General features: G+C 33.7%; 15 protein-coding genes and 1 pseudogene. 7 read left to right on the top strand and 9 right to left on the bottom strand.

Annotated features, from left to right (window positions below):
* Window positions 1-303: 303 nt before the first annotated feature.
* From AP058_RS07345 to AP058_RS07335, 3 genes are all read right to left on the bottom strand, one after another.
* Complete coding sequence (locus tag AP058_RS07345; protein ID WP_066308598.1) at window positions 304-819, bottom strand: thermonuclease family protein; 516 nt, start codon at window positions 817-819, stop codon at window positions 304-306.
* A 306-nt stretch (window positions 820-1,125) separates the two neighbouring features.
* Window positions 1,126-1,731, bottom strand: coding sequence for an RsmD family RNA methyltransferase (locus tag AP058_RS07340; RefSeq protein WP_066308597.1), 606 nt, complete (start codon window positions 1,729-1,731; stop codon window positions 1,126-1,128).
* Window positions 1,728-2,549 (bottom strand): DUF3822 family protein, encoded by an 822-nt coding sequence (locus tag AP058_RS07335; protein WP_066308595.1) that lies wholly within the window; start codon window positions 2,547-2,549, stop codon window positions 1,728-1,730. The genes AP058_RS07340 and AP058_RS07335 overlap by 4 nt, the downstream gene beginning before the upstream one ends.
* Before the next feature lie 300 nt (window positions 2,550-2,849).
* Between AP058_RS07335 and AP058_RS07330 the strand changes: the two genes are divergently transcribed.
* Window positions 2,850-4,274, top strand: a complete 1,425-nt coding sequence (locus AP058_RS07330) for an ATP-dependent RecD-like DNA helicase (RefSeq protein ID WP_066308593.1) — start codon at window positions 2,850-2,852, stop codon at window positions 4,272-4,274.
* 10 nt (window positions 4,275-4,284) lie between these two features.
* Here the strand turns inward: AP058_RS07330 and AP058_RS07325 are convergent, their stop codons facing one another.
* Both AP058_RS07325 and AP058_RS07320 read right to left on the bottom strand, forming a co-directional pair.
* Entirely contained in the window at window positions 4,285-4,848 is a 564-nt protein-coding gene (locus AP058_RS07325; protein ID WP_066308591.1) for a 2'-5' RNA ligase family protein, read from the bottom strand.
* A 327-nt stretch (window positions 4,849-5,175) separates the two neighbouring features.
* A pseudogene (locus tag AP058_RS07320) lies at window positions 5,176-6,378 on the bottom strand (aminotransferase class I/II-fold pyridoxal phosphate-dependent enzyme).
* Window positions 6,379-6,714: 336 nt separating this feature from the next.
* Between AP058_RS07320 and AP058_RS07315 the strand changes: the two are divergent.
* The 3 genes from AP058_RS07315 to AP058_RS07305 all read left to right on the top strand — a co-directional run bounded on the left by AP058_RS07315 (window position 6,715) and on the right by AP058_RS07305 (window position 9,705).
* A complete protein-coding gene (locus tag AP058_RS07315) occupies window positions 6,715-7,173 on the top strand; it encodes an Lrp/AsnC family transcriptional regulator (protein ID WP_066308588.1) in 459 nt (152 codons plus the stop codon).
* 430 nt (window positions 7,174-7,603) lie between these two features.
* Window positions 7,604-9,007, top strand: a complete 1,404-nt coding sequence (gene lpdA / locus AP058_RS07310) for a dihydrolipoyl dehydrogenase (RefSeq protein WP_066308587.1) — start codon at window positions 7,604-7,606, stop codon at window positions 9,005-9,007.
* Between the two features lie 158 nt (window positions 9,008-9,165).
* Window positions 9,166-9,705, top strand: coding sequence for a lipocalin family protein (locus tag AP058_RS07305; RefSeq protein WP_066308585.1), 540 nt, complete (start codon window positions 9,166-9,168; stop codon window positions 9,703-9,705).
* Between the two features lie 97 nt (window positions 9,706-9,802).
* Here AP058_RS07305 and AP058_RS07300 read toward each other — a convergent pair whose 3' ends face one another.
* Window positions 9,803-10,216: a response regulator gene (locus AP058_RS07300; protein WP_066308581.1), complete on the bottom strand. Its 414-nt coding sequence runs from the start codon at window positions 10,214-10,216 to the stop codon at window positions 9,803-9,805.
* Window positions 10,217-10,228: 12 nt separating this feature from the next.
* The gene (locus AP058_RS07295) at window positions 10,229-11,758 is read right to left on the bottom strand and encodes a PAS domain-containing protein (RefSeq protein WP_231739591.1); all 1,530 of its coding nucleotides are present in this window, start codon (window positions 11,756-11,758) and stop codon (window positions 10,229-10,231) included.
* A 345-nt stretch (window positions 11,759-12,103) separates the two neighbouring features.
* On the opposite strand from AP058_RS07295, the gene typA reads away from it, so the two are divergent.
* The gene (gene typA / locus AP058_RS07290) at window positions 12,104-13,900 is read left to right on the top strand and encodes a translational GTPase TypA (protein WP_066308577.1); all 1,797 of its coding nucleotides are present in this window, start codon (window positions 12,104-12,106) and stop codon (window positions 13,898-13,900) included.
* A gap of 74 nt (window positions 13,901-13,974) precedes the next feature.
* Here the strand turns inward: typA and AP058_RS07285 are convergent, their stop codons facing one another.
* A complete protein-coding gene (locus AP058_RS07285; protein ID WP_066308574.1) occupies window positions 13,975-16,305 on the bottom strand; it encodes a T9SS type B sorting domain-containing protein in 2,331 nt (776 codons plus the stop codon).
* Between the two features lie 143 nt (window positions 16,306-16,448).
* Between AP058_RS07285 and AP058_RS07280 the strand changes: the two genes are divergently transcribed.
* Complete coding sequence (locus tag AP058_RS07280) at window positions 16,449-17,501, top strand: hypothetical protein (RefSeq protein WP_066308572.1); 1,053 nt, start codon at window positions 16,449-16,451, stop codon at window positions 17,499-17,501.
* Window positions 17,502-17,532: 31 nt separating this feature from the next.
* A complete protein-coding gene (locus AP058_RS07275) occupies window positions 17,533-18,393 on the top strand; it encodes an SdiA-regulated domain-containing protein (RefSeq protein WP_066308915.1) in 861 nt (286 codons plus the stop codon).
* On the opposite strand, the gene AP058_RS07270 is transcribed toward AP058_RS07275, so the two are convergent.
* Window positions 18,390-22,118 (bottom strand): metallophosphoesterase, encoded by a 3,729-nt coding sequence (locus AP058_RS07270; RefSeq protein WP_066308571.1) that lies wholly within the window; start codon window positions 22,116-22,118, stop codon window positions 18,390-18,392. The two genes, AP058_RS07275 and AP058_RS07270, sit on opposite strands and share 4 nt — an antisense overlap.
* Window positions 22,119-22,132 lie beyond the last annotated feature (14 nt).

The raw sequence follows: 22,132 nt of genomic DNA, 5'->3' as shown, positions 1-22,132 counted from the left end.
TCAAGACTTTGAAAGCTGATTTGCGTTGATGTTAATTATTTTAATTGATTTTTTTTTTGTGAGGCTATCGTCTTTAAATTTATTAAAAGAAGCCGTTGTTGGAAGCGTTGTTGTAAAAAATTAAAAGCTGCGAAACTTTTGATAAGTTTACACAGCTTTCAATTAAAAATTTGTTTTTAAGGCGGTTATGTTTTAAACTATCTATACACTTTGTAATTATATAGTAGTTCATTTTTGTGGAAATTTACGCTAATAGTGAACAGGTACCATTAATGAAGTCGAAATTTCTTTTCCAGTAAAATATTAGCGTCTAGGATCGCGTGTCTCACTTAACTGAGAGCGGTTTCCAGTTACTTTATCTGCTATTTCCCACGGAATGATAATAGTTGAATCGTTCCAAAGTCCAATTTTGTTATTCTTTGCGTAATTTTCCAAATCATTTAAAATTTTGAAATTATAAATGGACTCTTCTTTGAAATGCCATCCGTAGCCGTTTTTAATAATTTCTTCAGACAAATATTTATTATCATAAAAGACAATAGCAATATTTCTCTTTTGACTATCTACATTAATAATATTGTATTCAATTACTTTATTAAGTACTTCGGCATCGGTGTATTTTTTAGCTTTTTTACCAAATGCCTTGGTAGCATCTGGGCAAAGCACCTCAGCCAATGTTAATGTAATTAAACTATTGTTTTTATCCTGAACAACTATTGTATTTCCATCTTCAACTCTAATTACTTTCGCTGACTGCGCGCTTACAGACAGTGTGAAAAATAGAGAAAGTGTACCGAATAATATGTAAAAATGTTTCATAATAAGGTGTATTTGAATATAGATTAAACTTCGACTAAATATTTGGAATAAACAAATTTTTAAAGAAAAATAATTGTTAGGCGCGAAATAATTGTTCTTCAGCAATGTGATCCTTAGGAAATATAAAAATTTATACTGTTCAAAACCTTAGATCGATACCGCAAAGACGACAACTGTTGAAATAATCCTTACTTGTACATAAAATTAAATAAAGTCATTTTGGATACAGAACCAAAACAAAAGTTTGTAAAAACAGCAAAAGCCCCGATTGTTCGAAGGCTTTTGCTGTTTTTATTATACAAGATATTAATCCTCTTCTTCGTCAACAATTCGCAAATTAGTATCTGAGTTTTTTAAATCTTGCTCGTGCTCTTTATCAAATTCGAAAAAACTAAAAAAGGAGCCGCCGTAATTTTTCTGAAAAGAGAAATTAATTAAATGCTCTAATTTAGAATATTTAGAGTGTTCGATTATCATCATGCCGTCTTCGTGCAGCAGTTCTCTTTCAAAAATAGTTAATACAATTTTTTCAAAAGAAGCTTGATCCATTCCGTACGGAGGATCAGCGAAAATGATATCGTAAGACGTTTTGCAATTTTCTAAATATTTAAAGACATCACTTTTAGTTGCAGCAATATTAAAATCATATTCTGTTGCTGTTTGCTTGATAAATTTTACACAACCAAAATCACCATCAACCGAAGTAATTGGCGAACTTCCGCGCGAAGCGAATTCAAAACTTATGTTTCCGGTTCCCGAAAATAAGTCCAAAACCTTTAAACCTTCAAAATTAAAATGATTATTCAAAACATTAAATAATGCTTCTTTGCTCATGTCGGTTGTCGGTCTTACCGGAAGATTTTTTGGTGGCGAAATGCGTCTTCCCTTATGTTTGCCTGAAATGATTCTCATGATTGAAATAAAATAAAATGTTGTTGATTTTGAGCAGTGGTAAAATGATTGTTCTTTTTCAGGTTAGAGACGTTAAAGAGAGAAACATTTCGAATGTATTTATAAGCGATTGTAAAGTAGGCGTCGTCTTTTGCAATTGTTCCCAATAATTCGAGATTCAAAGTTTCCGGATTCATTTGTAACTGTTCTGCTGTAAACAGTAAATAATAAATAAAATCTTCTGGTGTTTGATAATCAAAAGAATTGAATAACAATAATTGTTGATTTTGAACGACAATGATTTCAAAATGACGCTGGTTAAAATGTACGATCATCTTTTTTTGATCGTTATTTTTGGATGCATCCAGTAACTTTTCGATTAAAATGCTATTGGCGTGCTTGTATTCAAAAGCACCAAATTGATCAATAAAAAAATTATTGATATTGACATAAGGAATGTAAACCGCATTCATTTGATATTTTTCAATTTGGTCATAGGCAAAAAAATCAGTTTTAAAAACTTTGGTATTGTACTGCAAATAACTTCCTAAAAAGCGTTCGTCAAAAAGTGCTGTGGGTACAAAAGTAGATAAGTTATTATTGTGAATTACCACAATTTCATCGTACGATTCTTTTAACTCAGAGTGCTTACTAAAAGCGTCGGCAAATAAATCCTCAATCTTAGTTTCTTTAGAAAACTGATCAAAATGGACGTCGCTTAAAGCATTTATGGTATTGTTTAAGGTATCAAAACAGCAAAAAGACAGTCCGTTCAATGAAACTTGAATGACTAATTTTTTGTATTTTTTGGATGTAATATTAGTGTTGGGTACTGACATAGTTGAATTTACAATTCGTTACTTGTTTGGGGCAAGTGCGCACAAAATGCGATCACAAACTTACAAAATCCATTTCAATAATAAAGACAAACTTGAAGAGCAATTTAAAATGTAAAAAACAAGATTGATTGCACTATAATTCAAAACTGAAATATAAATTTTTATTGACTGTTACTATTTTTTTTGGTAAAAAGTTGCTGTCATCTTAAATTTATTATTACATTCATTTCTTACCATTGTACTTCATTTCTAACTATTTTTCATCAAAAAAGGCCTTACTTTGTAGTTAAATTTTAAGTTATGAGTTCTTCTTTGTTTTACAGTCTTTTACAGAAAAAATTTCCTTTTGCCCCAACGCTTAAGCAAGATATATTTTTTCAGAAGATTGCTATTTTTTTGACAGATTCTTCAAATGATACTATTTTCGTTTTAAAAGGATATGCAGGAACTGGAAAAACCACTGTTATTTCAACCATTGTAAATAACTTAATAGAAATTGATAAAAAATATGTTTTGCTGGCACCAACTGGTCGGGCGGCAAAAGTAATAGCAAGTTATTCAGAGAAGCCAGCTTTTACCATACATAAAAAGATATACTTTCCTAAAAAAGCATCGGGCGGTGGCGTGTCTTTTACGATGCAGCAAAACAAACACAAAAACACCGTTTTTATTGTGGATGAAGCTTCTATGATTTCAGACACCAATTCGGATTCTAAGTTGTACGAAAACGGCTCTTTATTAGATGATTTGATTTCGTACGTATATTCAGGAACCAATTGCAAGATGATTTTATTGGGAGATACTGCACAGCTTCCGCCAGTAAATTTAGACATTAGTCCGGCTTTAGATACACATACTTTGGCGGTTAATTACAACAAAGAAGTAGAGTACATAGAGTTAGACGAAGTAATGCGTCAGGAAGAAAACTCGGGAATTTTGTACAATGCGACCGAATTGCGAGAACTTTTAAAAGATAGTTTTATTACTGATTTTAAATTTAATGTCAAGAAGTTTAAAGACATTGTCCGTTTGTCAGATGGTTATGATATTCAGGATGCTATTAATCAGGCTTATAGTAATTATAGTATTGAAGACACTGCATTTATTGTACGCTCTAACAAAAGAGCCAATCAATACAATGAGCAAATTCGTACTCGAATCTTAGATAAAGAAAGTGAACTTTCTACCGGGGATTTTTTGATGGTGGTTAAAAATAATTATTTCTGGCTCAAAGATTCCGACGAAGCAGGATTTATTGCCAACGGTGATATTATCGAAGTGTTGGAAATTTTTAATATTCAAGAATTGTACGGATTCAAATTTGCCAAAGTAAAAATACGAATGGTCGATTATCCCAATCAAAAACCATTTGAAACCGTATTATTATTAGATACGATAAAAAGCGAATCTCCTTCATTAACGTACGAAGAATCCAATCGTTTATACGAAGAAGTAATGAAAGATTACGAGGGAGAAACCACGAAATACAAGAAATTTCAGAAAGTAAAAGCCAACGAATATTTTAACGGACTTCAAGTTAAATTCTCTTATGCCATTACCTGTCACAAGTCGCAGGGTGGACAGTGGAATACTGTTTTTATTGAACAACCATATTTACCCAATGGTATTGATCGCGATTACATAAGATGGTTGTATACAGCGATGACACGTGCCAAAAATAAATTGTATTTAATTGGTTTTAAAGATGATTTTTTTGTGGAATAAAAAGCACTTTTCAAAATAAAGTTTGTTGCGCATTTTCAAAACGAAATTGATCGGTAAACGGAAATTCAGAAAGTACCTCGTATTGTTTCTTTTCGGTATCAAACCGACATAAAAACACACTTTTGCATAAAAAAGAAAGATTAATTTCTTGAAATAATTTATTGGCGACAGCTTGGTTTTCTATTGAAAGTTTTCGTGCAATAGTTAAATGAGGAACTGAACTTGTTTTTTTACCTTTAAAACTGATTTTTTTGTTGATGGTTTGCATCGCTTTTTTTAAGAAATCTTCGGATTCAGAATTTGGCGCAATAAAATAAGCACCATTTTTTTCGAAACAATCAAAATGATCAAAAACCAGAGCTTTAGATTGTAAATACTTGCAAGCATTAATAATTTCTGTTGCCATGCGTGCGGATTGATTGTCATCAACTTCAAATTCACAAATGGTAATATGAGCCAAATAATTTTTACTATTAAACCAACCAATTGTTTCGGCCAATTGTAGTTTTAGAGCTTTTATCTCTGCAATAATAACTTTCGAAGGCATAAAAACAATTGAATACTTCTGTATCATTTCTTATGAGTAGTATTTTTGATTTATTGAAAATAGAGTTTAAAACTGTATACATTTCGCTTTAGCTTCTAATTTTTTTGTCACATATTAGTCAGTGACTAACTTTTACTTTTTTTCGTAATTTAATCTTGCAGACTTTCACACCATAGTGTTTTAGTTAAAAAAGACAACGCACAGCTTTTGAGAAGTAATCCTCAAAAATAAAATTCATATGAAATCAGGTAAATGTATGATTTTTAATAAAAATTAAGATTAATTCTACTCATAAAAAAAGCCATTTTGATACTGTTCAAAATGGCTTTTTTAATTTAATAAATCTGTTTTTTTTTACAAGACACCTATTTCTTGCATGCATTTTTTCATCATTTCGTAAGTGCGTTTAATGTCGTTGTCTAAACCGATAGAAAACCGAATCAATCCGTCTGTTAAGCCCATTTCTTTTTGCTCATCGAGCGGAATCTCACTTGAAGTCGAAGTACCTGGCGCACTAAATAATGTTTTATAAAAACCCAAACTAACCGCCAAATAACCCAAGTTTCGCTCTTGCATCAATTCCATCAATTGGTTCGCTTTTGCTAAGGAACCCACATCAATGGTCAACATTCCGCCAAAACCATATTCGGTATTAATCATGCTTTTGTACAACTCGTGACTGGGGTGACTTGCTAAACCGGGATAGACCGTTTTCAATCCGTCTTTTTCAAATTCAGTTGCCAAATTCTGTGCATTCAAACTGTGCTGCTTGATTCTAATGTGTAAGGTTCTTAGATTCTTCATGACACTAGCCGAACGCAAACTGTCCATTGTTGGGCCTAAAAGCATACTTGCTCCCGAATTGACATTTTTCAAATCATTAATAAATTCGCTAGAAGCGCAGGTTACGCCTCCAACTGTATCGCTACTTCCATTGATGTATTTGGTCAAACTATGAATCACAACATCAGCACCTAATCGAGCAGGGGAAACCGAAAGTGGCGAAAACGTATTATCAACCACCAACTTTAAATTATGTTTTTTAGCAATTTTAGACAAACTCACAATATCGGCAACCTCCAAGAGCGGATTGCTCACCGTCTCACAATATAAAACTTTGGTGTCTTTTGTAATCGCAGCTTCTACCAAATGCTAGTTTGTAATGTCAACAAAAGTCGTTTTGATTCCCATTCTCGGTGTAAAATTCTTTAAAAACGCATACGTTCCGCCATAAATAGTTCGGCTCGAAACGATATGTTCGCCAGCACCACACAACTGCAATAAAGTGGGCGTAATCGCACCCATTCCCGAAGCAGACACATTCGCACTTTCGGTTCCTTCCATAGCAGCCAACGCTTGATCTAAGTATAAATTGCTAGGCGAGGAGTGACGCGAGTACAGGTAACAGCCTTCCATATTGCCTTCAAAAGTATCAAACATGGTTTTTGCTGATAAAAAAGTGTAGGTAGAGGAGTCAGAAATCGAAGGATTTACACCTCCAAATTCGCCAAAATATTGCAAATCTTGAATGTTGTCGGCTGGATTAAAATTTTTCATAATGATTTTTTTTCTGGAAGCTATTCCCGCTATTCGCTGTATCTTTTGTCCGAAAAAATCGGGACAAAAGGATGCCGCTGCTATCGGGGCTAGGGTTTGGTTTTTAATTGAATTTATAATCAAAGTAATAGTATTATAGATTATATTTCAATACTTACAATGCTATTTAGGTTTTAAAACTAAGTATTCTATATATTTTAGTTTTTAAATCTTTATTTTTGCTTTAGACAGTAGTGCTGTAGATTATTTTTCAAATAGAATAAGCTCGTATTTAGTGTAAATAAGAGAGTAACGATTCAACTCTTTTTTCTCAAGAAAAGCAAAATAACAACGAACATGACATTAGACACTGTTGATAAAAAATTAGTCGCCTTACTACAAAGTAATTCCAAACAGACCAATAAAGAATTGTCGGTAAAGCTGAACCTTTCTGTAACGGCAGTGTACGAACGTATTAAAAAACTGGAACGAGAAGGAATCATTAAAAAATACGTTGCTTTAATTGATACCACTAAAGTCGATAAAGGCTTTGTGGTTTTTTGTCATCTTAAATTGGTGCAACACACGAAAGAGTTTTTAACACAGTTCGAAAAAGAAGTCATTCAACTCAGCGAAGTTTTAGAATGCCATCATGTGAGCGGCGATTACGATTATATTTTAAAAGTCATGGTTAAAGACATGACCGAATACCGCGAGTTTTTGGTTACCAAATTAACCACATTGCAACATATAGGCAGTACGCAAAGCACTTTTATGATTAGTGAAGTTAAAAATACGACTGTGGTTTCTTTTTAGAAGGTGCAGAGATACAGATTTGACTAGGTTAAGAGTCTTACAGTGGCAGAGTTTATAAAAATTTAGAGAGGTTGAAAGCTGCTGAGTTAGAAAATGTTGTAGAGTGTTAAAGATTTTAAATTCGCTTTAAAGGGTTGTAATCTTTACGATTACGACTTTTCTAGAATTAAAATTTACTTTTTATTAAAATTTGATAAAATCAAAAATATTGAAAAGCAGAAAAAGGCTTTGAACCTCAATTTTTCTGTACGTTTTAAACTAGTAACCTTGGTGTCTTTGTCGGTTTGAACTCTCTACTTTTTCCATAGAAATCGGATAAATTTCTCTTCTTAAATTCAAACTTGAAAACTCCTTGCAAAAAAGCCAAACTTTAAACATTTAACATAACTTAATTTCTTAGTTTTGTACTTCAAAACAAAAAAACAATACTATGAGTTCATTTGACGTAGTCATTATAGGTTCAGGTCCTGGAGGATATGTAGCAGCAATTCGTTGCGCGCAATTGGGTTTTAAGACAGCAATTATCGAAAAATACAACGCCTTAGGAGGTACTTGCCTTAATGTTGGTTGCATTCCATCAAAAGCATTGTTAGCATCTTCACATCATTATGCAGAAATTAAACATTTTGCAGATCACGGAATTGAACTTTCTGGTGAGGTAAAAGTGAACTTAGAAAAAATGATTGCTCGCAAACAAGGAGTTGTTGATCAAACCGTTGGCGGAATCAATTATTTAATGGATAAAAATAAAATTACGGTTCTTAATGGTGTAGGTTCTTTTGTAGATGCAACACATGTTGCCGTTACAAAACAAGACGGAACTTCTGAAACTATTGAGGCAAAATATACAATTATTGCAACGGGTTCAAAACCCTCTTCTTTGCCATTTATCAAAATTGATAAGGAGAGAATTATAACTTCTACCGAAGCTTTATCTTTAAAAGAAGTACCCAAACATTTAGTTATTATTGGTGGTGGTGTAATCGGAATTGAATTGGGTCAAGTGTATTTACGCTTAGGGGCTCAAGTGTCTGTAGTAGAATTTATGGACCGAATTATTCCAGGAATGGATAGTTCATTGTCTAAAGAATTAACTAAGGTATTGAAGAAGCAAGGAATGAAATTCTATGTTTCTCACAAAGTACAATCGGTTGAAAGAAATGGAGATCTAGTTACTGTTCAAGCAGAAAATGCAAAAGGACAAACTATTACTTTAGAAGGAGATTATGCATTAGTTTCTGTAGGTCGTCGTCCGTACACAGAGGGTTTAAATGCAGATAAAGCTGGGGTTACAATCTCAGATAGAGGACAAGTAGAAGTAAATGATCATTTGCAAACGACTGCTTCAAATATTTATGCTATTGGTGACGTAGTTCGTGGCGCAATGTTGGCGCACAAAGCTGAAGAAGAAGGAACTATGGTTGCGGAAATTCTAGCAGGTCAAAAACCACATATCGATTATAACTTAATTCCTGGCGTAGTTTATACTTGGCCAGAAGTAGCTGCTGTTGGAAAAACAGAAGAGCAATTGAAAGAAGCTGGAACTAAATATAAAGTGGGAAGTTTTCCTTTTAAAGCATTAGGTCGTGCAAGAGCTAGTGGTGATTTGGACGGATTTGTAAAAATTCTTGCCGATGAGAAAACAGATGAAGTTTTAGGCGTTCACATGATTGGAGCTAGAACTGCCGATTTGATTGCAGAAGCAGTTACTGCTATGGAATTTAGAGCATCTGCGGAAGATATTTCAAGAATGAGTCATGCGCACCCAACTTTTGCTGAAGCAATTAAAGAAGCAGCATTAGCAGCAACGGACAACAGAGCTTTACACGTGTAATTTTACGTTAATCAAAATACAACTAAACCGTCAATACTATTGGCGGTTTTTTTATGTGTTGTTTTCAAATAGAATCATATAAATCTGATACTGAATTCTATAAAATAGATCGGTTACTATATTTGTATTTTTACCTGCAACTATAAATTATAGAAAGCATGAAAAAAAGATATTTAGGTAGCGCGCTTTTACTTGCAGGAGTTGGCTTGTTACTAACCTCTTGTTCCAGCACCACAATTCCAGAAGAAGCAACTGCAGTTCATAATTTTGATAAAAATAAATACTTGGGAAAATGGTACGAAATTGCAAGACTCGATTTTAAATTCGAAAAAGGCTTGGATAATACTACCGCCGAATATTCATTGAAGGATAACGGAATGATCAAAGTGGATAATAAGGGCTATAATGTAAAAAAAGACAAATGGTCGGAGAGTATTGGTAAAGCCAAATTTGTTGGTGATGATAAAGTTGCTATGCTTAAAGTTTCTTTTTTCGGACCTTTTTATGCAGGCTATAATGTAATCGCTATTGATGCTGATTACAAATACGCCTTAGTGGCAGGAGAGAGTTTAAAATATTTATGGATTCTTTCTAGAGAGACAACTATTCCAGAGAACATTAAAATGAGTTACCTTAAAAAAGCAGAAGAAATCGGATTTATAACGTCTGATTTAATTTGGGTCAAACACGACAAATAGATTTGTAAGTGTATAATGAAAAGCTAAAAGACAAACCTCATAGAAGTATACTACTATGAGGTTTGTCTTTTTTAATATAATTCATTAAAAATTGCGATTACTTGTTTTTTAGAATTTTTTCAGAAAGATAATTAAGGATGTCTATTGTTATTGGTTTGGATAAAAAATCAATAATTATTGGATATTCTTTTGATTTTTCTACATCTTGCGGATCGATCGTAGACGAAAGAACAACAACCGGAATCGTATTGAACTGATTGTAGTCCCTTTCTATAAAATGATCTAAAAATTCCCAACCGCCCATCACTGGCATATTTAAATCCAGAAAAATTAGCTGAGGTTTCTTTTTAATGGCAGCAGTTGCATACTTAATACCATTAAAATATTGAAGTGCTTCTTCGCCATTTTGAGCAGTTACAATCTCTTTTGAAAAATCAAAGCGAGTAATTACTTTTTTGCACAATAACAATGCAATTGGGTCGTCGTCTATGCATAATATAGTGTCGTACATAAATTATATAAATTAAAAAAGTATTGTAAATTCAGTTCCTTTGTTCACTTCGCTTTTTATGGAAATCGTTCCTCCCATTGTATCTACTTGCGATTTGACCAAATATAAACCAAGACCTTTGCTGTCAGGATAATTATGAAAACGTTGGTAAAGACCAAAAACTTTGTCTTTATTTCGTTCGAGATCAATTCCAATTCCATTGTCTTTGAAGGTTAGTTTTGTACGACCTTCAGAAAATTCAGCAGTAATAGTAATTTTTAATTTTCGGCTATGCTCTTTATATTTTATTGCATTTAAAAGTAAGTTAAGAAGAATACTTTCAAGATACGCTTTATTGGTATGTAAAGTAAACTCAGGATCAAATTTTAATTTCAATATCGGATTGTTAGACTCAATTTGAAAGTTCAATTGAGAAAAAACTTTCTCAAAAACTTCACTTAAAACGAGACGTTCTTTTTGAATGGAGGGATTGTCTTTGATTACGATAACTTTTACCAAGTCATTGATCGTTTCATTGAGTAACTGAGTTGATTTGTTAAAGCCATTCAACAATTCCTCTAGTTCTTCATCTTCAATTTTAATATCGTCGATAAGTCGAAGCAAACCAGTTAAGTTAGAAAGTGGTGCCCGTAGATTATGAGAAGTAATATACGAAAACTGTTTGAGGTCTTTGTTATTTTGCGTTAGTTCCCGAATTAAATGCTCTTTTTCTTTGCCTGATTTTTTTTCTTCTGTAATGTCTCGCTGTATTGAAACCCAGTGTGACAGTACATTTTCGCTATTATATATAGGTATCATAGAAAGTCGTACCCAATATTCTTCTCTGTTTTTTTTGTAGCTAATTGTTTCTATAAAAGATTCTTCCTTATTTTTTATAGCATTTACTAATTTTTTTAGTTCACTAATATCCGATTTTGGCCCTTTAAAAATAATAGGTGATTTACCAATTAGATCTTCAGATGTATAACCCGACATCATCGTAAAAGCAGGATTGGCGTATACAATTACCGGGAAAGCATGGTCTTCAGAACTGGCACGCGTAATAATTACAGAATCTCTGGATTCAGTGATTACCGTTTCTAATAATCGCAAACGCTGTTCTTCTTCTTTTTGCTTGCTAATGTCTTGAATGGCGCCAATCATTCTAGCAGCTTTTCCGCCAGTATCTGTAAGTAAAAAACCGCGATCTAAAACATATTTGTACGTTCCATCGGCACACTTAAAACGATACTGATCTTGCCATTTTTCGGTTTTTTGCTCTAAAAAAGAGTACAGCTTAACAGACATTTTAATGCTGTCTTCGGGATGAATGTTATTGAACCACCATTCAGAGGTTGTGCCAGCTTCACCTGGTCGGTAACCAAATATATTTTCGATGCCTTGATTCCAACTAATACAATTTTCTTGAATCTTCCAATCCCAAATAGTGTCACTAGTTGCTTTAGAAACAATGTCGTATTTTTCGTTCGATTCGTTTATCTCTTCATTTATTTTTTTTAACTCATCAAAATTATCTTGGTTGCGTTCTTCATTTTTTGCCAAAATATATTTGAATAAAAAAGCAATGCTAATAATGAAAAAAAGATCTTTAACAAAGCTGTAATAATGGTACTGATTATCGTTGAAAGTATAGAGTAGTAGTTTATGACATAAGATTGCCAAGAACAGTGAAATAACAAGGTAGATTAATATGATTTGGTTGGTTTTGTTTTTCATTACTCAAATATAATAATTTAGTTATGACAATTACAACTTAAAATAGGGCAAATGATGTACCTAGTTCATACACTGATTTTTACGATAGTAGATTCATTGAAATTTTAACTGTTTCTGAATCGTTAATTATAAAAAAAAAAATTGTAGCTTTGCGCCCATTAAAAACAACAGATGGAATCTATAAGAAATATTGCAATTATTGCTCACGTCGATCACGGTAAAACAACGGTGGTTGATAAAATTATGTATCACTGCCAATTATTTCGTGACAACGAAAATTCAGGTGATTTAATACTAGATAACAACGACTTAGAGCGTGAAAGAGGTATTACCATTACTTCTAAAAATGTTTCTGTACAGTACAAAGGAACAAAAATTAATATTATTGACACTCCTGGTCACGCCGATTTTGGTGGAGAGGTAGAGCGTGTTTTGAACATGGCTGACGGAGTTTGTCTACTTGTAGATGCTTTTGAAGGACCGATGCCACAAACGCGTTTTGTATTGCAAAAAGCATTAGATCTTGGTTTGAAACCATGCGTTGTTATCAATAAAGTTGATAAAGAAAACTGTACTCCTGAAGAAGTTCATGAGAAAGTTTTTGACTTAATGTTTGAATTAGGTGCTACTGAAGAGCAGTTGGATTTTCCTACGGTTTACGGTTCAGCTAAAAATAACTGGATGTCTGATGACTGGAAAGTTCAAACTGAAAACATCGAGCCATTATTAGATATGGTTCTTGCTAATGTTCCAGCTCCTAAAGTATCAGAAGGAACACCACAAATGTTAATCACATCTTTAGATTTCTCTGCTTTTACAGGTCGTATCGCTATTGGTCGTTTAGAAAGAGGAGTTTTAAAAGAAGGAATGCCAATCTCATTAGTAAAAAGAGATGGTACAGTAATAAAATCTAGAATTAAAGAATTACATACTTTTGAAGGTCTTGGACGTAAAAAAGTACAAGAAGTAATTGCTGGAGATATTTGTGCAATCGTTGGTGTTGAAGGTTTTGAAATTGGTGATACTATCGCTGATTATGAAAACCCTGAAGGATTAGCATCTATTGCTATTGACGAACCAACTATGAGTATGTTGTTTACAATTAATGATTCTCCTTTCTTTGGAAAAGAGGGTAAATTTGTAACTTCTCGTCATATTAGAGAGCGTTTGACAAAAGAATTAGAGAAAAACTTAGCAATGAAGTTAGGTGAAACTGATTCTGCTGATAAGTTTATGGTTTTTGGTCGTGGTGTATTGCACTTATCTGTTCTTATTGAAACAATGAGAAGAGAAGGGTATGAAATGCAAATCGGTCAACCACAAGTTATTATCAAAGAAATTGATGGTAAAAAATGTGAGCCAATTGAAGAGTTAACAATCGATTTACCAGAAGCACTTTCAGGAAGAGCGGTAGAGTTTGTTACGATGCGTAAAGGTGAAATGTTGAGTATGGAAACTAAAGGAGAGCGTATGATTGTAAAATTCAATATTCCATCTCGTGGAATTATCGGATTGCGTAATCAATTGCTTACTGCTACTGCTGGTGAGGCTATTATGGCACACCGTTTCATAGGATATGAGCCTTACAAAGGAGAAATTTCTGGACGTAACAAAGGTTCTTTAATCTCTATGGAAAAAGGAAAAGCAATTCCTTATTCTATCGATAAATTACAAGATCGTGGTAAGTTTTTTGTTGAACCAAATGCTGAAATTTACGAAGGACAGGTAATTGGAGAAAACTCTCGTGCAGATGATATGTGTGTAAACGTAACGAAGGAGAAAAAACAATCTAACGTACGTTCTTCTGGAAATGATGAGAAAGCAAGAATTATTCCACCAATTATTTTCTCCTTAGAGGAAGCTTTGGAATACATTCAAAAAGATGAATATGTTGAGGTTACTCCAAAATCTATTCGTTTGAGAAAAATCTATTTAACTGAAACAGATAGAAAAAGATTTAAAATATAAGTTTTAAACTTAAGCATATAAAAAGGCCATTCATTTATGAATGGCCTTTTTTTGTATCTGTCATTTATGCAATATCATCGCTTCAAGCTAAAATGTCCTTTGATCATTCTTCCATCGTTCAATTGTAAAGTAAACCAATAATCATCTGCGGGTAATTGCTTTCCAGCAAAAAGGCCATTCCAACCCAAATTATTTTTAGGCATTTGCTTCAATAATTTGCCATAGCGATCAAAAACTGATAAATGGTAATCGGGTAAGTAATTATCATTTTCAATTCGCCAAACGTCATTATATCCATCTCCATTGGGAGTGAAAAATCGCGGGTAATCTAATACGTAAAAAGTATTGCTTACACTTGTTCCACATCCGTTTTTATCTCGAACGTAAGCAATGTATTTGTTGGGCGTTAGATTAGTAAACGTAGCTTCGTCTTGGTATAAATCACCGTCCAAAGAAAAGTCATAAGAACCGCTACCAGAATATTCAACTGTAACATTGTTAGAACTACCTGCAAAATCTTTAATGGTAATATTCGTTAGCGTAGCAACTTGACTAGGTTGTACAATAAATGTTTTGCTTTTACTACAGCCATTTAAATTTGTGACCGTTACCGAGTACGTTCCAGGTGCTGTTACGGCATTTTTTGCTTGCGTTGCTCCTGTGTTCCATAAATAGGAAGCGAATCCGTCAGCGACGCTTAAATCAATGCTACTTCCGCTGCATATGTATTTTGTTTCTTGTTCGAAATTTACTGGATCAAAGGTATTGACAAGTAATTGGATGGGAGTAATATCGTAGCAATCACTACCATTTATAATTCGAGCAAAAATACTCTGCTTATTTTCGACAGTATTTATGAAATTATTTGGCAGTGCATTTCGTTCAATAATGGCATCATTTTCAGTTAAATAGTAACCAACTTCTAAATTGCTAGGTAAGCCAGACAGCAATTGTGGAGAAACTTGAGCATTCAAATCAAAACTAGAAAAGCCATCCTGCACTGCATCGCTGTCACAGATTTGTACAACTGCTTGTGCAGAAATTAAAGTATTTGAAATCAATAGCTGTAATTGACGAACAGCATAACAGGCAAATTTATTTTCGGTTCTAAAGTACAAAAGCGGAGCGGGTGCCTTATTGATGTAACTATTTGGGTTACTAATAGCATTTGTTTTTGCTTCTGCATCAGCTAAATTTTCGTAATAACTTACTGTTGCGATAGAAGTGTCGTTCTGTTGGAGTTCATTTTCAATTTTTGTTAAATTAAAAATGGAAATACCATCACCGTTGTCGTCACATTGTACTAAGTTTTGATCGTTAACCGTGAGAGGAATTGAAAACTCTACTTTTATTTCATCGGATGCTTCACAACTAGAAGACCCAAGCACGGTACTTACTTTATAGTTCCCAGAACTGCTAACTTCGTAAAAATATTGATTGGCACCAGGAATAACAATACCGTCTTTAGACCATTTAAATGTACTGGTTGGAGACAATTTGGTATCTAAAACTACTTTTTCGCCAAAGCAAACAGGATTATTGTTTGCTAACGAATAATCTTGTCCTAAATCGATCGATACTTTAAAACTTCCAGCTTCTACAAATACGGCAGAGTCAAAAAACTGTTCGCGATCGTCGGCAATTACAAGTTTTATATGGTAGGTTTTTCCAGCAATTACATTGGTGCTCGCATTTAAAACAACCGTTTGTCCCGCATAATTGATGGGATTATTTTGAGAATTAAAACCTGAAAAATAATTTTCATTTAAGGCAGGACATCCGGGAAAAACACCTTGCGTGGTCGAAACAGGTTTGATTAGCGGACGCACATTTTGAGAGGAAACTATGGTGTTCGAATTGGGTAAAACAGCTAAGTTTTTATAAGGATCGGTACTGCCAACTTCTTTAATTAAAAAAGCAAAGCCATCCGAAAAAGAGCAGGGAAAATACGATTGGTATTCATTAGAAGCAAATAAATAGTTGAAACTAACCGTGTTGGTTAATGCAATAAAATCAAATTCCAAAACTGTCGCATTTATAGAACTAATTCCTAGCGCCACATCAAGATCGGCATCGCCTTTCCACTTTTTGTCGCCTTCACCGCGATTGTTCGGAGTATACGGTCCAGAAGAATTTACAGCCCGAGCAGTACTTAAAACTACGCCTTCTTTAAAAGGGAAAGTAGTTCCGTTAGCATTAAAATAAGCAAAACTTTTGCTGATTCCCGAAAGAGTATCACCCACAGCAGTCGATCCAGAAATGCTAACGCATGGGCTATTTACTAATACATCTGTCACTAATTTTGAAGCCGTAAGTTGGTCATCAATTGTGATGTATTGTGACTGAACTTCAGGAATACTTAAAAATAAAAATACGATAATGAAGATGCTTTGATAGTGTCTCATAACTAACAAATATAATATAAAAGTTCGTTTTGTAAGAATTTGTGATGTTAAAGACTTTTTCCTTTTCCAAATGCGGTATAAACAATGAAACTACAGAAAGAGCATTTATATTTAATGTAAATTTGTAGTAAATATTTTAAGTAATGAGTGAGAATTTAATGTTTTATAAAAAACCGTCGTATCCAATAATTGATCCGCTAGTCGAATACTTAGAACGCTACGAGAGAATGTCAAAAGTCCCTGTTTTTTATGATGATTTATTGCGTTTTGCAGGAGCCATCAATGTATATGATAAAAATGACAAAGACACACTTTGGATTCGGGTTTATTATAGTGAATTTGATCGCAATGAGATTGATTTGAATCTTAAAAAGATATATTCATTATTACACTCTGATGGAAATAGTGAGATTTTGCAGTACTTGAATGTAGATGCAATTGATTATTGTACGTTCGGTAACTCCAAACCGTTCCGCATTAAAGTCCGCAATATTTTAAACGACAACTATGTTCATTTTTATATAAAGAAAGCCGATGCTTCTCGAATTTACGGATTGGAGTTCGAGGAAATTTTATCGCCAGACAAAATTAACTTTTTGGTCTACAAAGATACGTTGATCGAAGAGCACATAATCGGTATTCCGGGTGATGTTTTCATGGAAACCTTGTTGCCAAAATGTACGGAAATGGAGAAGTCACAAATTGCCAAAGAATTTGTGAAGTTCAACGAGCGTTGCATGATTCGTTTGCTCGGCGACATGCGTGCTTACAACTACGTAATTGTTCCTATTCACGATTTTGACCAAGTAGTATACAAAATTCGTCCAATTGACTTCGATCAGCAATGTTACGAAGGAAATTTTAAAGTTTACCGTCCTCAATTTTTTAAGGAGAACGGACCGATGATTAAGTTGATTAAAGAAAAGTTAGAAGAGCGTTCTATTTTTCAATATAAGGATGAAGAGCGTGCGATACTGGCCAAACGAATCCATTCTGCCGAAAGCCGAATTCGCAAATTATTGCACATTATGCGTCATGATACGGTATCTTCGGACGAAAATTTGGGTCAGTTAAAAATGGAGTTGTACCGTTACACCAACGATATGAATTTTAAAAATGCACAGTCGATGGGGCATGTTATGGGAGCAGCATTTGCTTTTATCGCAAGAAACTTTAAAAACACCAATGTACTTTAATATTGAGTCCTTTAAAAAACAAGAACGACCTATGAAAAATAATTTATACTTTATTTTAGCTTTAATTTTATTGTCTTGTCAGCAAGGGTCAACACAATTAAAGACTGTTTTTACTTTTCCTAAAAAGTTAAAGGAAGTTTCTGGAATTACGTATGATAAAGCAACAAATACCATTTGGGCTTTGGAAGACAAAGGAAATGCAAATGTTATTTATGCGCTCAATGCAGAAGGAAAATTACTTAAAAAAATAACCTTAGATAATGCAGTAAATACGGATTGGGAAGACATAACCAAAGGTAAAGATGGCGCAATATATATTGGTGATTTTGGTAATAATAACAATATACGAACAGATTTATCCATTTACAGAGTAGACCAAAAAGAACTAAAAAAAAGCAAGGCACGTGCAACCTACCAGATACAATTTTCGTATCCGGAGCAAACGGAATTCCCTCCTAAAAAATCCAAAATGATGTTTGATGTAGAAGGTTTTTTTGAATTTAAAAATCACTTTTATTTATTTACTAAGAACAGAAGCAAAATTTTCGACGGGACCTCATTAATTTATAAGATTGCCAACAAAGCAGGCCAGCAGAAAGCCGTTTTAGTCGGTACTTTTAAAACCTGTTCGAACTACAATCATTGTGCGGTAACAAGCGCAGCTATTAGTCCGAATGAAAAGAAAATAGCACTTTTAACTCATGATAAAATTATCTTATTTGAGAATTTTAAAGGAGATGCTTTTACGCAAGGAAAAAGAAGAGATATCGACCTGAATCATTTTTCTCAGAAGGAGGCCTTGGTTTTTAAAGACAATCAAACGGTATTAATCGCAGACGAAAAGGCCGATAAACTAGGAGGAAAGGTCTACGAGCTGTCGCTAAAAAATTAAAAGTTAAAACCAACCCCAAAAGAGAAACGTCTTTTTTCATGTGGTGCTTTAAAATAAGTAGCTCTGGCGGTTAAAAAGTGCACAGCATTAATCCATAATCCACCACCATAATCACTGTGCCATTGGTCTGATTGTACGCCATCTAGCCAAACTCTTCCGTAATCAAAACCAGCTAGAACACCATAAGTAAGCGGAACAATTCTCTTTTGAATTTTACCTATATTCCATCGCACGTCGGTGCTTTGTGAATAGTAACTATTTCCTAAGAAACGATCATCTCTAAAACCTCTCAAATCGAAGTCACCTCCTAAAAGTGCACCTTGATAAAATTCGAAGTTATTATTAAATATTTTTTTTGCTTTAAAGTTTGTAGCAAAAACAAATTTACCGTTCGAATCGATTTTGTGACTAAAGCTTAGATTTCCGTCCAATGCAGGAAAATTTCTTTTACTGTCTTCTAAATTGCTCGTCCAAGTGGCAGCAATCGAAAAATTAATTCCCATAGTTGGCATTGTTAAAACGTCTGCATTTATAAAACTATACTTGATTTTTGCACCGCCAAAAACTTGATTCAAGAATACCTTTGGATTAATAATTCCGGGAATGTTAATGTATCTATTTGTGGTAGATTCTACTTCATACAACTCAAACTGGGGCTGAAAACTAAGTTCACTTCCAAAGCGCCCACTCTTTTTCAAAGCGGGAGCAAATTTGATTTTCTGAATTCGAACACGATTGTAATTCATACCAAATTCTTCATCGTTATTTTTAGTTTCATTACCATAGCCAAAAAAGTTCATAGTAAAATTGGGTGTGGTAAATTCCGCAGCAATATCTAATCCCCATTTGCCAATAACTTCAGGAAAATAACTATTATACATCAATTCAATTCCTTGTGTTCCAAAATAATAATTTCCTTTTAAAACGTGTTTTTGAGTAAAAGGACTTTGTTTAAACTGATTTACGGTATAGTTAACAGTAAAACCAAGCTTAAAATTGTCATCAGGGTTATAGCCAATTGTCGGCATGCCAGAAAACACGTTGTATTTTGGTTTTTGGTAATTATACAAATTTAAAGCGTAATCATCTGTTAGTCTTTTTGTTGTTTTTGAATCGATATTGAAAGTGTTTTTCTTTGATTTATAATCATAAATCTTAACTTTTTCACCGTTGGATACGGTATAAACATCATTGTTTTGACCACCAATTAATCTGATTTTAATCGAAGATTTTTCGCTGCCATTAACTTCATAAACGTCGTCATCGTCTAAACCGTAAATCCACAAATTTTTAGTGAGCGGACTTTTGTATTCTTTGGAATATTGAAATTCGTCGCCATCTTTTTTGATGCGATACAAACTAACTTCAATTGTGTTTTTTGCTTTATGATGTACAATAAACTTATCTTTTTTATTTGTCCCAACTATCAAAACAGTATGCTGCAGCACTGCGTAATACTGAGCGGCATATTTTTCTAAATCGTCTCTGCGAGTTTTTAAATTTTGCTTGATTTGGACCAAGGTTTTACCTTGTACTTCTTTTGGTAAATTTGCAAAAGCTTCTTCTATATCGTTGTCATTGAGATTTTCTTTGATCTGCGAAGCTTGCGAAATCCAATCTTGCTGAGAAGCGGTTTTTAAAAAAGCCAAGTCTAAAGGATAAGGTTCTCGATTAAACCATTTTATATTATCAATTTCCTTATCAAAACTGCGCATGTGTCTGAGCGCAGGAATGTTCATAATTACCAAAAAAGCAGCGCCATCAAACTTAGGAAAAGCTTGGTCTCGATCTCTCGGAATTGGTTTGTAAATCACTTTGCCACCAATTTGGTAAGCCGCCCATCGCCATTGATCATCGTGTCTGTCCCAATCGCCAATCAACATATCAAACAATCTGGCCTTAATATATTCTGTCTGATCAACTGAATATTTTTCGTCCTTCTGCAGGTTTTTCATCATGTCAGTGGTGCTAATAATATCTACTGCATTGTTTTCTCCAAAAGACTCTACTTCTTTTTGATTATCTGCAACGCGCTCTTCGACCAAGTACAATTCATCACCAAAATTGGAATTAAATGTACCCAATTGGTTTTGTTTCGGAATGTAATATAAAAAAGGATTGGTATGTGCGACTCCAATTTTATCAGCCATACTACCAATTGCGAAAGGGGCATAAGGATAAGCAGTGGTGTAAAAATCAAATAAAAATTCTTCAGAATAGGTGTCCGTAAAATCATCGACAATATATTGATCCTTAAAAGCTACAGATTGCAGAAATTGTGTAGCGCTTTTTTTCATGGCACGCATTACATATTCGCGTCCTTGTTGATCTACAATACGAAGTGATTTGGATTGATGGCCGCCACCTTCCCGAGTTGGTGTAACTCCACCAAATAAGGTGTCTAAGATGCCTGTTTTCGTTTCAATTGGCAAACTGTACGTTGCTCGATAGTGCTTTCCGAATAGAAAGCTATAAATCGCTCCTTTTTCAGTTGATTTTTTAGAATAAATTGAAGCTAATGTCGTTGTGGGAAAAGACAAAGCATACTTCTGTACTGCAATCGTATCTTTTTCTTTAATTATATTTTGGGCAAATAATAATTTTTCCGAATTATTTTCAATTCCGTAAAAAGCAATTTTAGCAGAACCATTTTTATAAACTTGTAACGTAGCATACCCATTTCCTCCGTACGAGAAATCATTTTTACCAACTGCTTTTGCCGCTTCAGATTTACTTTCTGCACCACTAATTACTTGTGTAATATTTTCTTTTTGAATGAATTGTAAATTATGATCGTGACCCGAAACTACTACGATATTTTTTTGACCTTGAATAAGTGTTTTAATGCGATTGGCAAGTTTTGCATATTCTTTATTCTGAAGATCTTGCGGACTAGCGCCTGAAGTTTGTCTCAGAAAGTTAATAATTGAACCAATGAACGGTAGTGGAATTTTACTTTCTAACGGAAACAATTGCTTTTGAACCGAAAATTGTCCACCGTGGGTTCCATTCGTTAGTAGAGGATGATGCATTGCAATTACCACAGTTTTGGACTGATTTTTATTGAGTAAACTTTCTAATTCACTAAAAAAATCATCTCTCGTTTTTATTTCACAATTGTCGTTTATGGTCGGATGTTTATCCCAATTTTGTAAAAACCATTCACTATCAATCGTGAGTAAAGTAAGATCATTGTTTATCTTCAACTGTTCGATGGCACAACCTTTACGAGGTAAAAAAGATTTTTTATCGTTTAAATACGTAGTTACAAAATCAGCCTGAAGTTCTAGACCTTTTATGCCACTGTACCAATCATGATTGCCAGGAATAAAAATGGTATTTCCTTTAAAACCGTTAGTAAGCGCTAATTGGTTGTTTAATTTTAATTTGGAAAGTGAGTCGCTTTCTGAAGAAAATCCAACAGGATAAATATTATCTCCCAAAAAAAGTAACGAAGCATTTTTACTTGAATTGCGTAGTTTTTGGTGCAACATTTCTAGTGTTTCTTTGGCCTCATCTTGATCTGCATTTCCTGCATCGCCCACCAAATAAAAAGTATGTGCGATACTTGAAGTATCAACTTGATTTATAGCATTTGCTTCTTTTGCACTTTTACCAAATTGTGGATGATGTGTAGCACAAGAAGTTACTAGAAATGGAAGTAGAATTAAAAAGGAATTGATTTTAATTATAGTTTCAAAATGTGTTTTCGAAAACAATTTCATAATTTAGTAGAATA

The organism is Flavobacterium sp. TAB 87 (assembly GCF_001529295.1).
Classification (GTDB): domain Bacteria; phylum Bacteroidota; class Bacteroidia; order Flavobacteriales; family Flavobacteriaceae; genus Flavobacterium.
This window is presented reverse-complemented; position numbering and strand designations above follow the sequence as displayed.

What these genes read in the sequence shown, in the direction of transcription:
- AP058_RS07345 (WP_066308598.1), bottom strand. Translation starts at nt 819, where the DNA reads ATGAAACATTTTTACATATTATTCGGTACACTTTCTCTATTTTTCACA.
- AP058_RS07340 (WP_066308597.1), bottom strand. Translation starts at nt 1,731, where the DNA reads ATGAGAATCATTTCAGGCAAACATAAGGGAAGACGCATTTCGCCACCA.
- AP058_RS07335 (WP_066308595.1), bottom strand. Translation starts at nt 2,549, where the DNA reads ATGTCAGTACCCAACACTAATATTACATCCAAAAAATACAAAAAATTA.
- AP058_RS07330 (WP_066308593.1), top strand. Translation starts at nt 2,850, where the DNA reads ATGAGTTCTTCTTTGTTTTACAGTCTTTTACAGAAAAAATTTCCTTTT.
- AP058_RS07325 (WP_066308591.1), bottom strand. Translation starts at nt 4,848, where the DNA reads ATGATACAGAAGTATTCAATTGTTTTTATGCCTTCGAAAGTTATTATT.
- AP058_RS07315 (WP_066308588.1), top strand. Translation starts at nt 6,715, where the DNA reads ATGACATTAGACACTGTTGATAAAAAATTAGTCGCCTTACTACAAAGT.
- lpdA (WP_066308587.1), top strand. Translation starts at nt 7,604, where the DNA reads ATGAGTTCATTTGACGTAGTCATTATAGGTTCAGGTCCTGGAGGATAT.
- AP058_RS07305 (WP_066308585.1), top strand. Translation starts at nt 9,166, where the DNA reads ATGAAAAAAAGATATTTAGGTAGCGCGCTTTTACTTGCAGGAGTTGGC.
- AP058_RS07300 (WP_066308581.1), bottom strand. Translation starts at nt 10,216, where the DNA reads ATGTACGACACTATATTATGCATAGACGACGACCCAATTGCATTGTTA.
- typA (WP_066308577.1), top strand. Translation starts at nt 12,104, where the DNA reads ATGGAATCTATAAGAAATATTGCAATTATTGCTCACGTCGATCACGGT.
- AP058_RS07285 (WP_066308574.1), bottom strand. Translation starts at nt 16,305, where the DNA reads ATGAGACACTATCAAAGCATCTTCATTATCGTATTTTTATTTTTAAGT.
- AP058_RS07280 (WP_066308572.1), top strand. Translation starts at nt 16,449, where the DNA reads ATGAGTGAGAATTTAATGTTTTATAAAAAACCGTCGTATCCAATAATT.
- AP058_RS07275 (WP_066308915.1), top strand. Translation starts at nt 17,533, where the DNA reads ATGAAAAATAATTTATACTTTATTTTAGCTTTAATTTTATTGTCTTGT.
- AP058_RS07270 (WP_066308571.1), bottom strand. Translation starts at nt 22,118, where the DNA reads ATGAAATTGTTTTCGAAAACACATTTTGAAACTATAATTAAAATCAAT.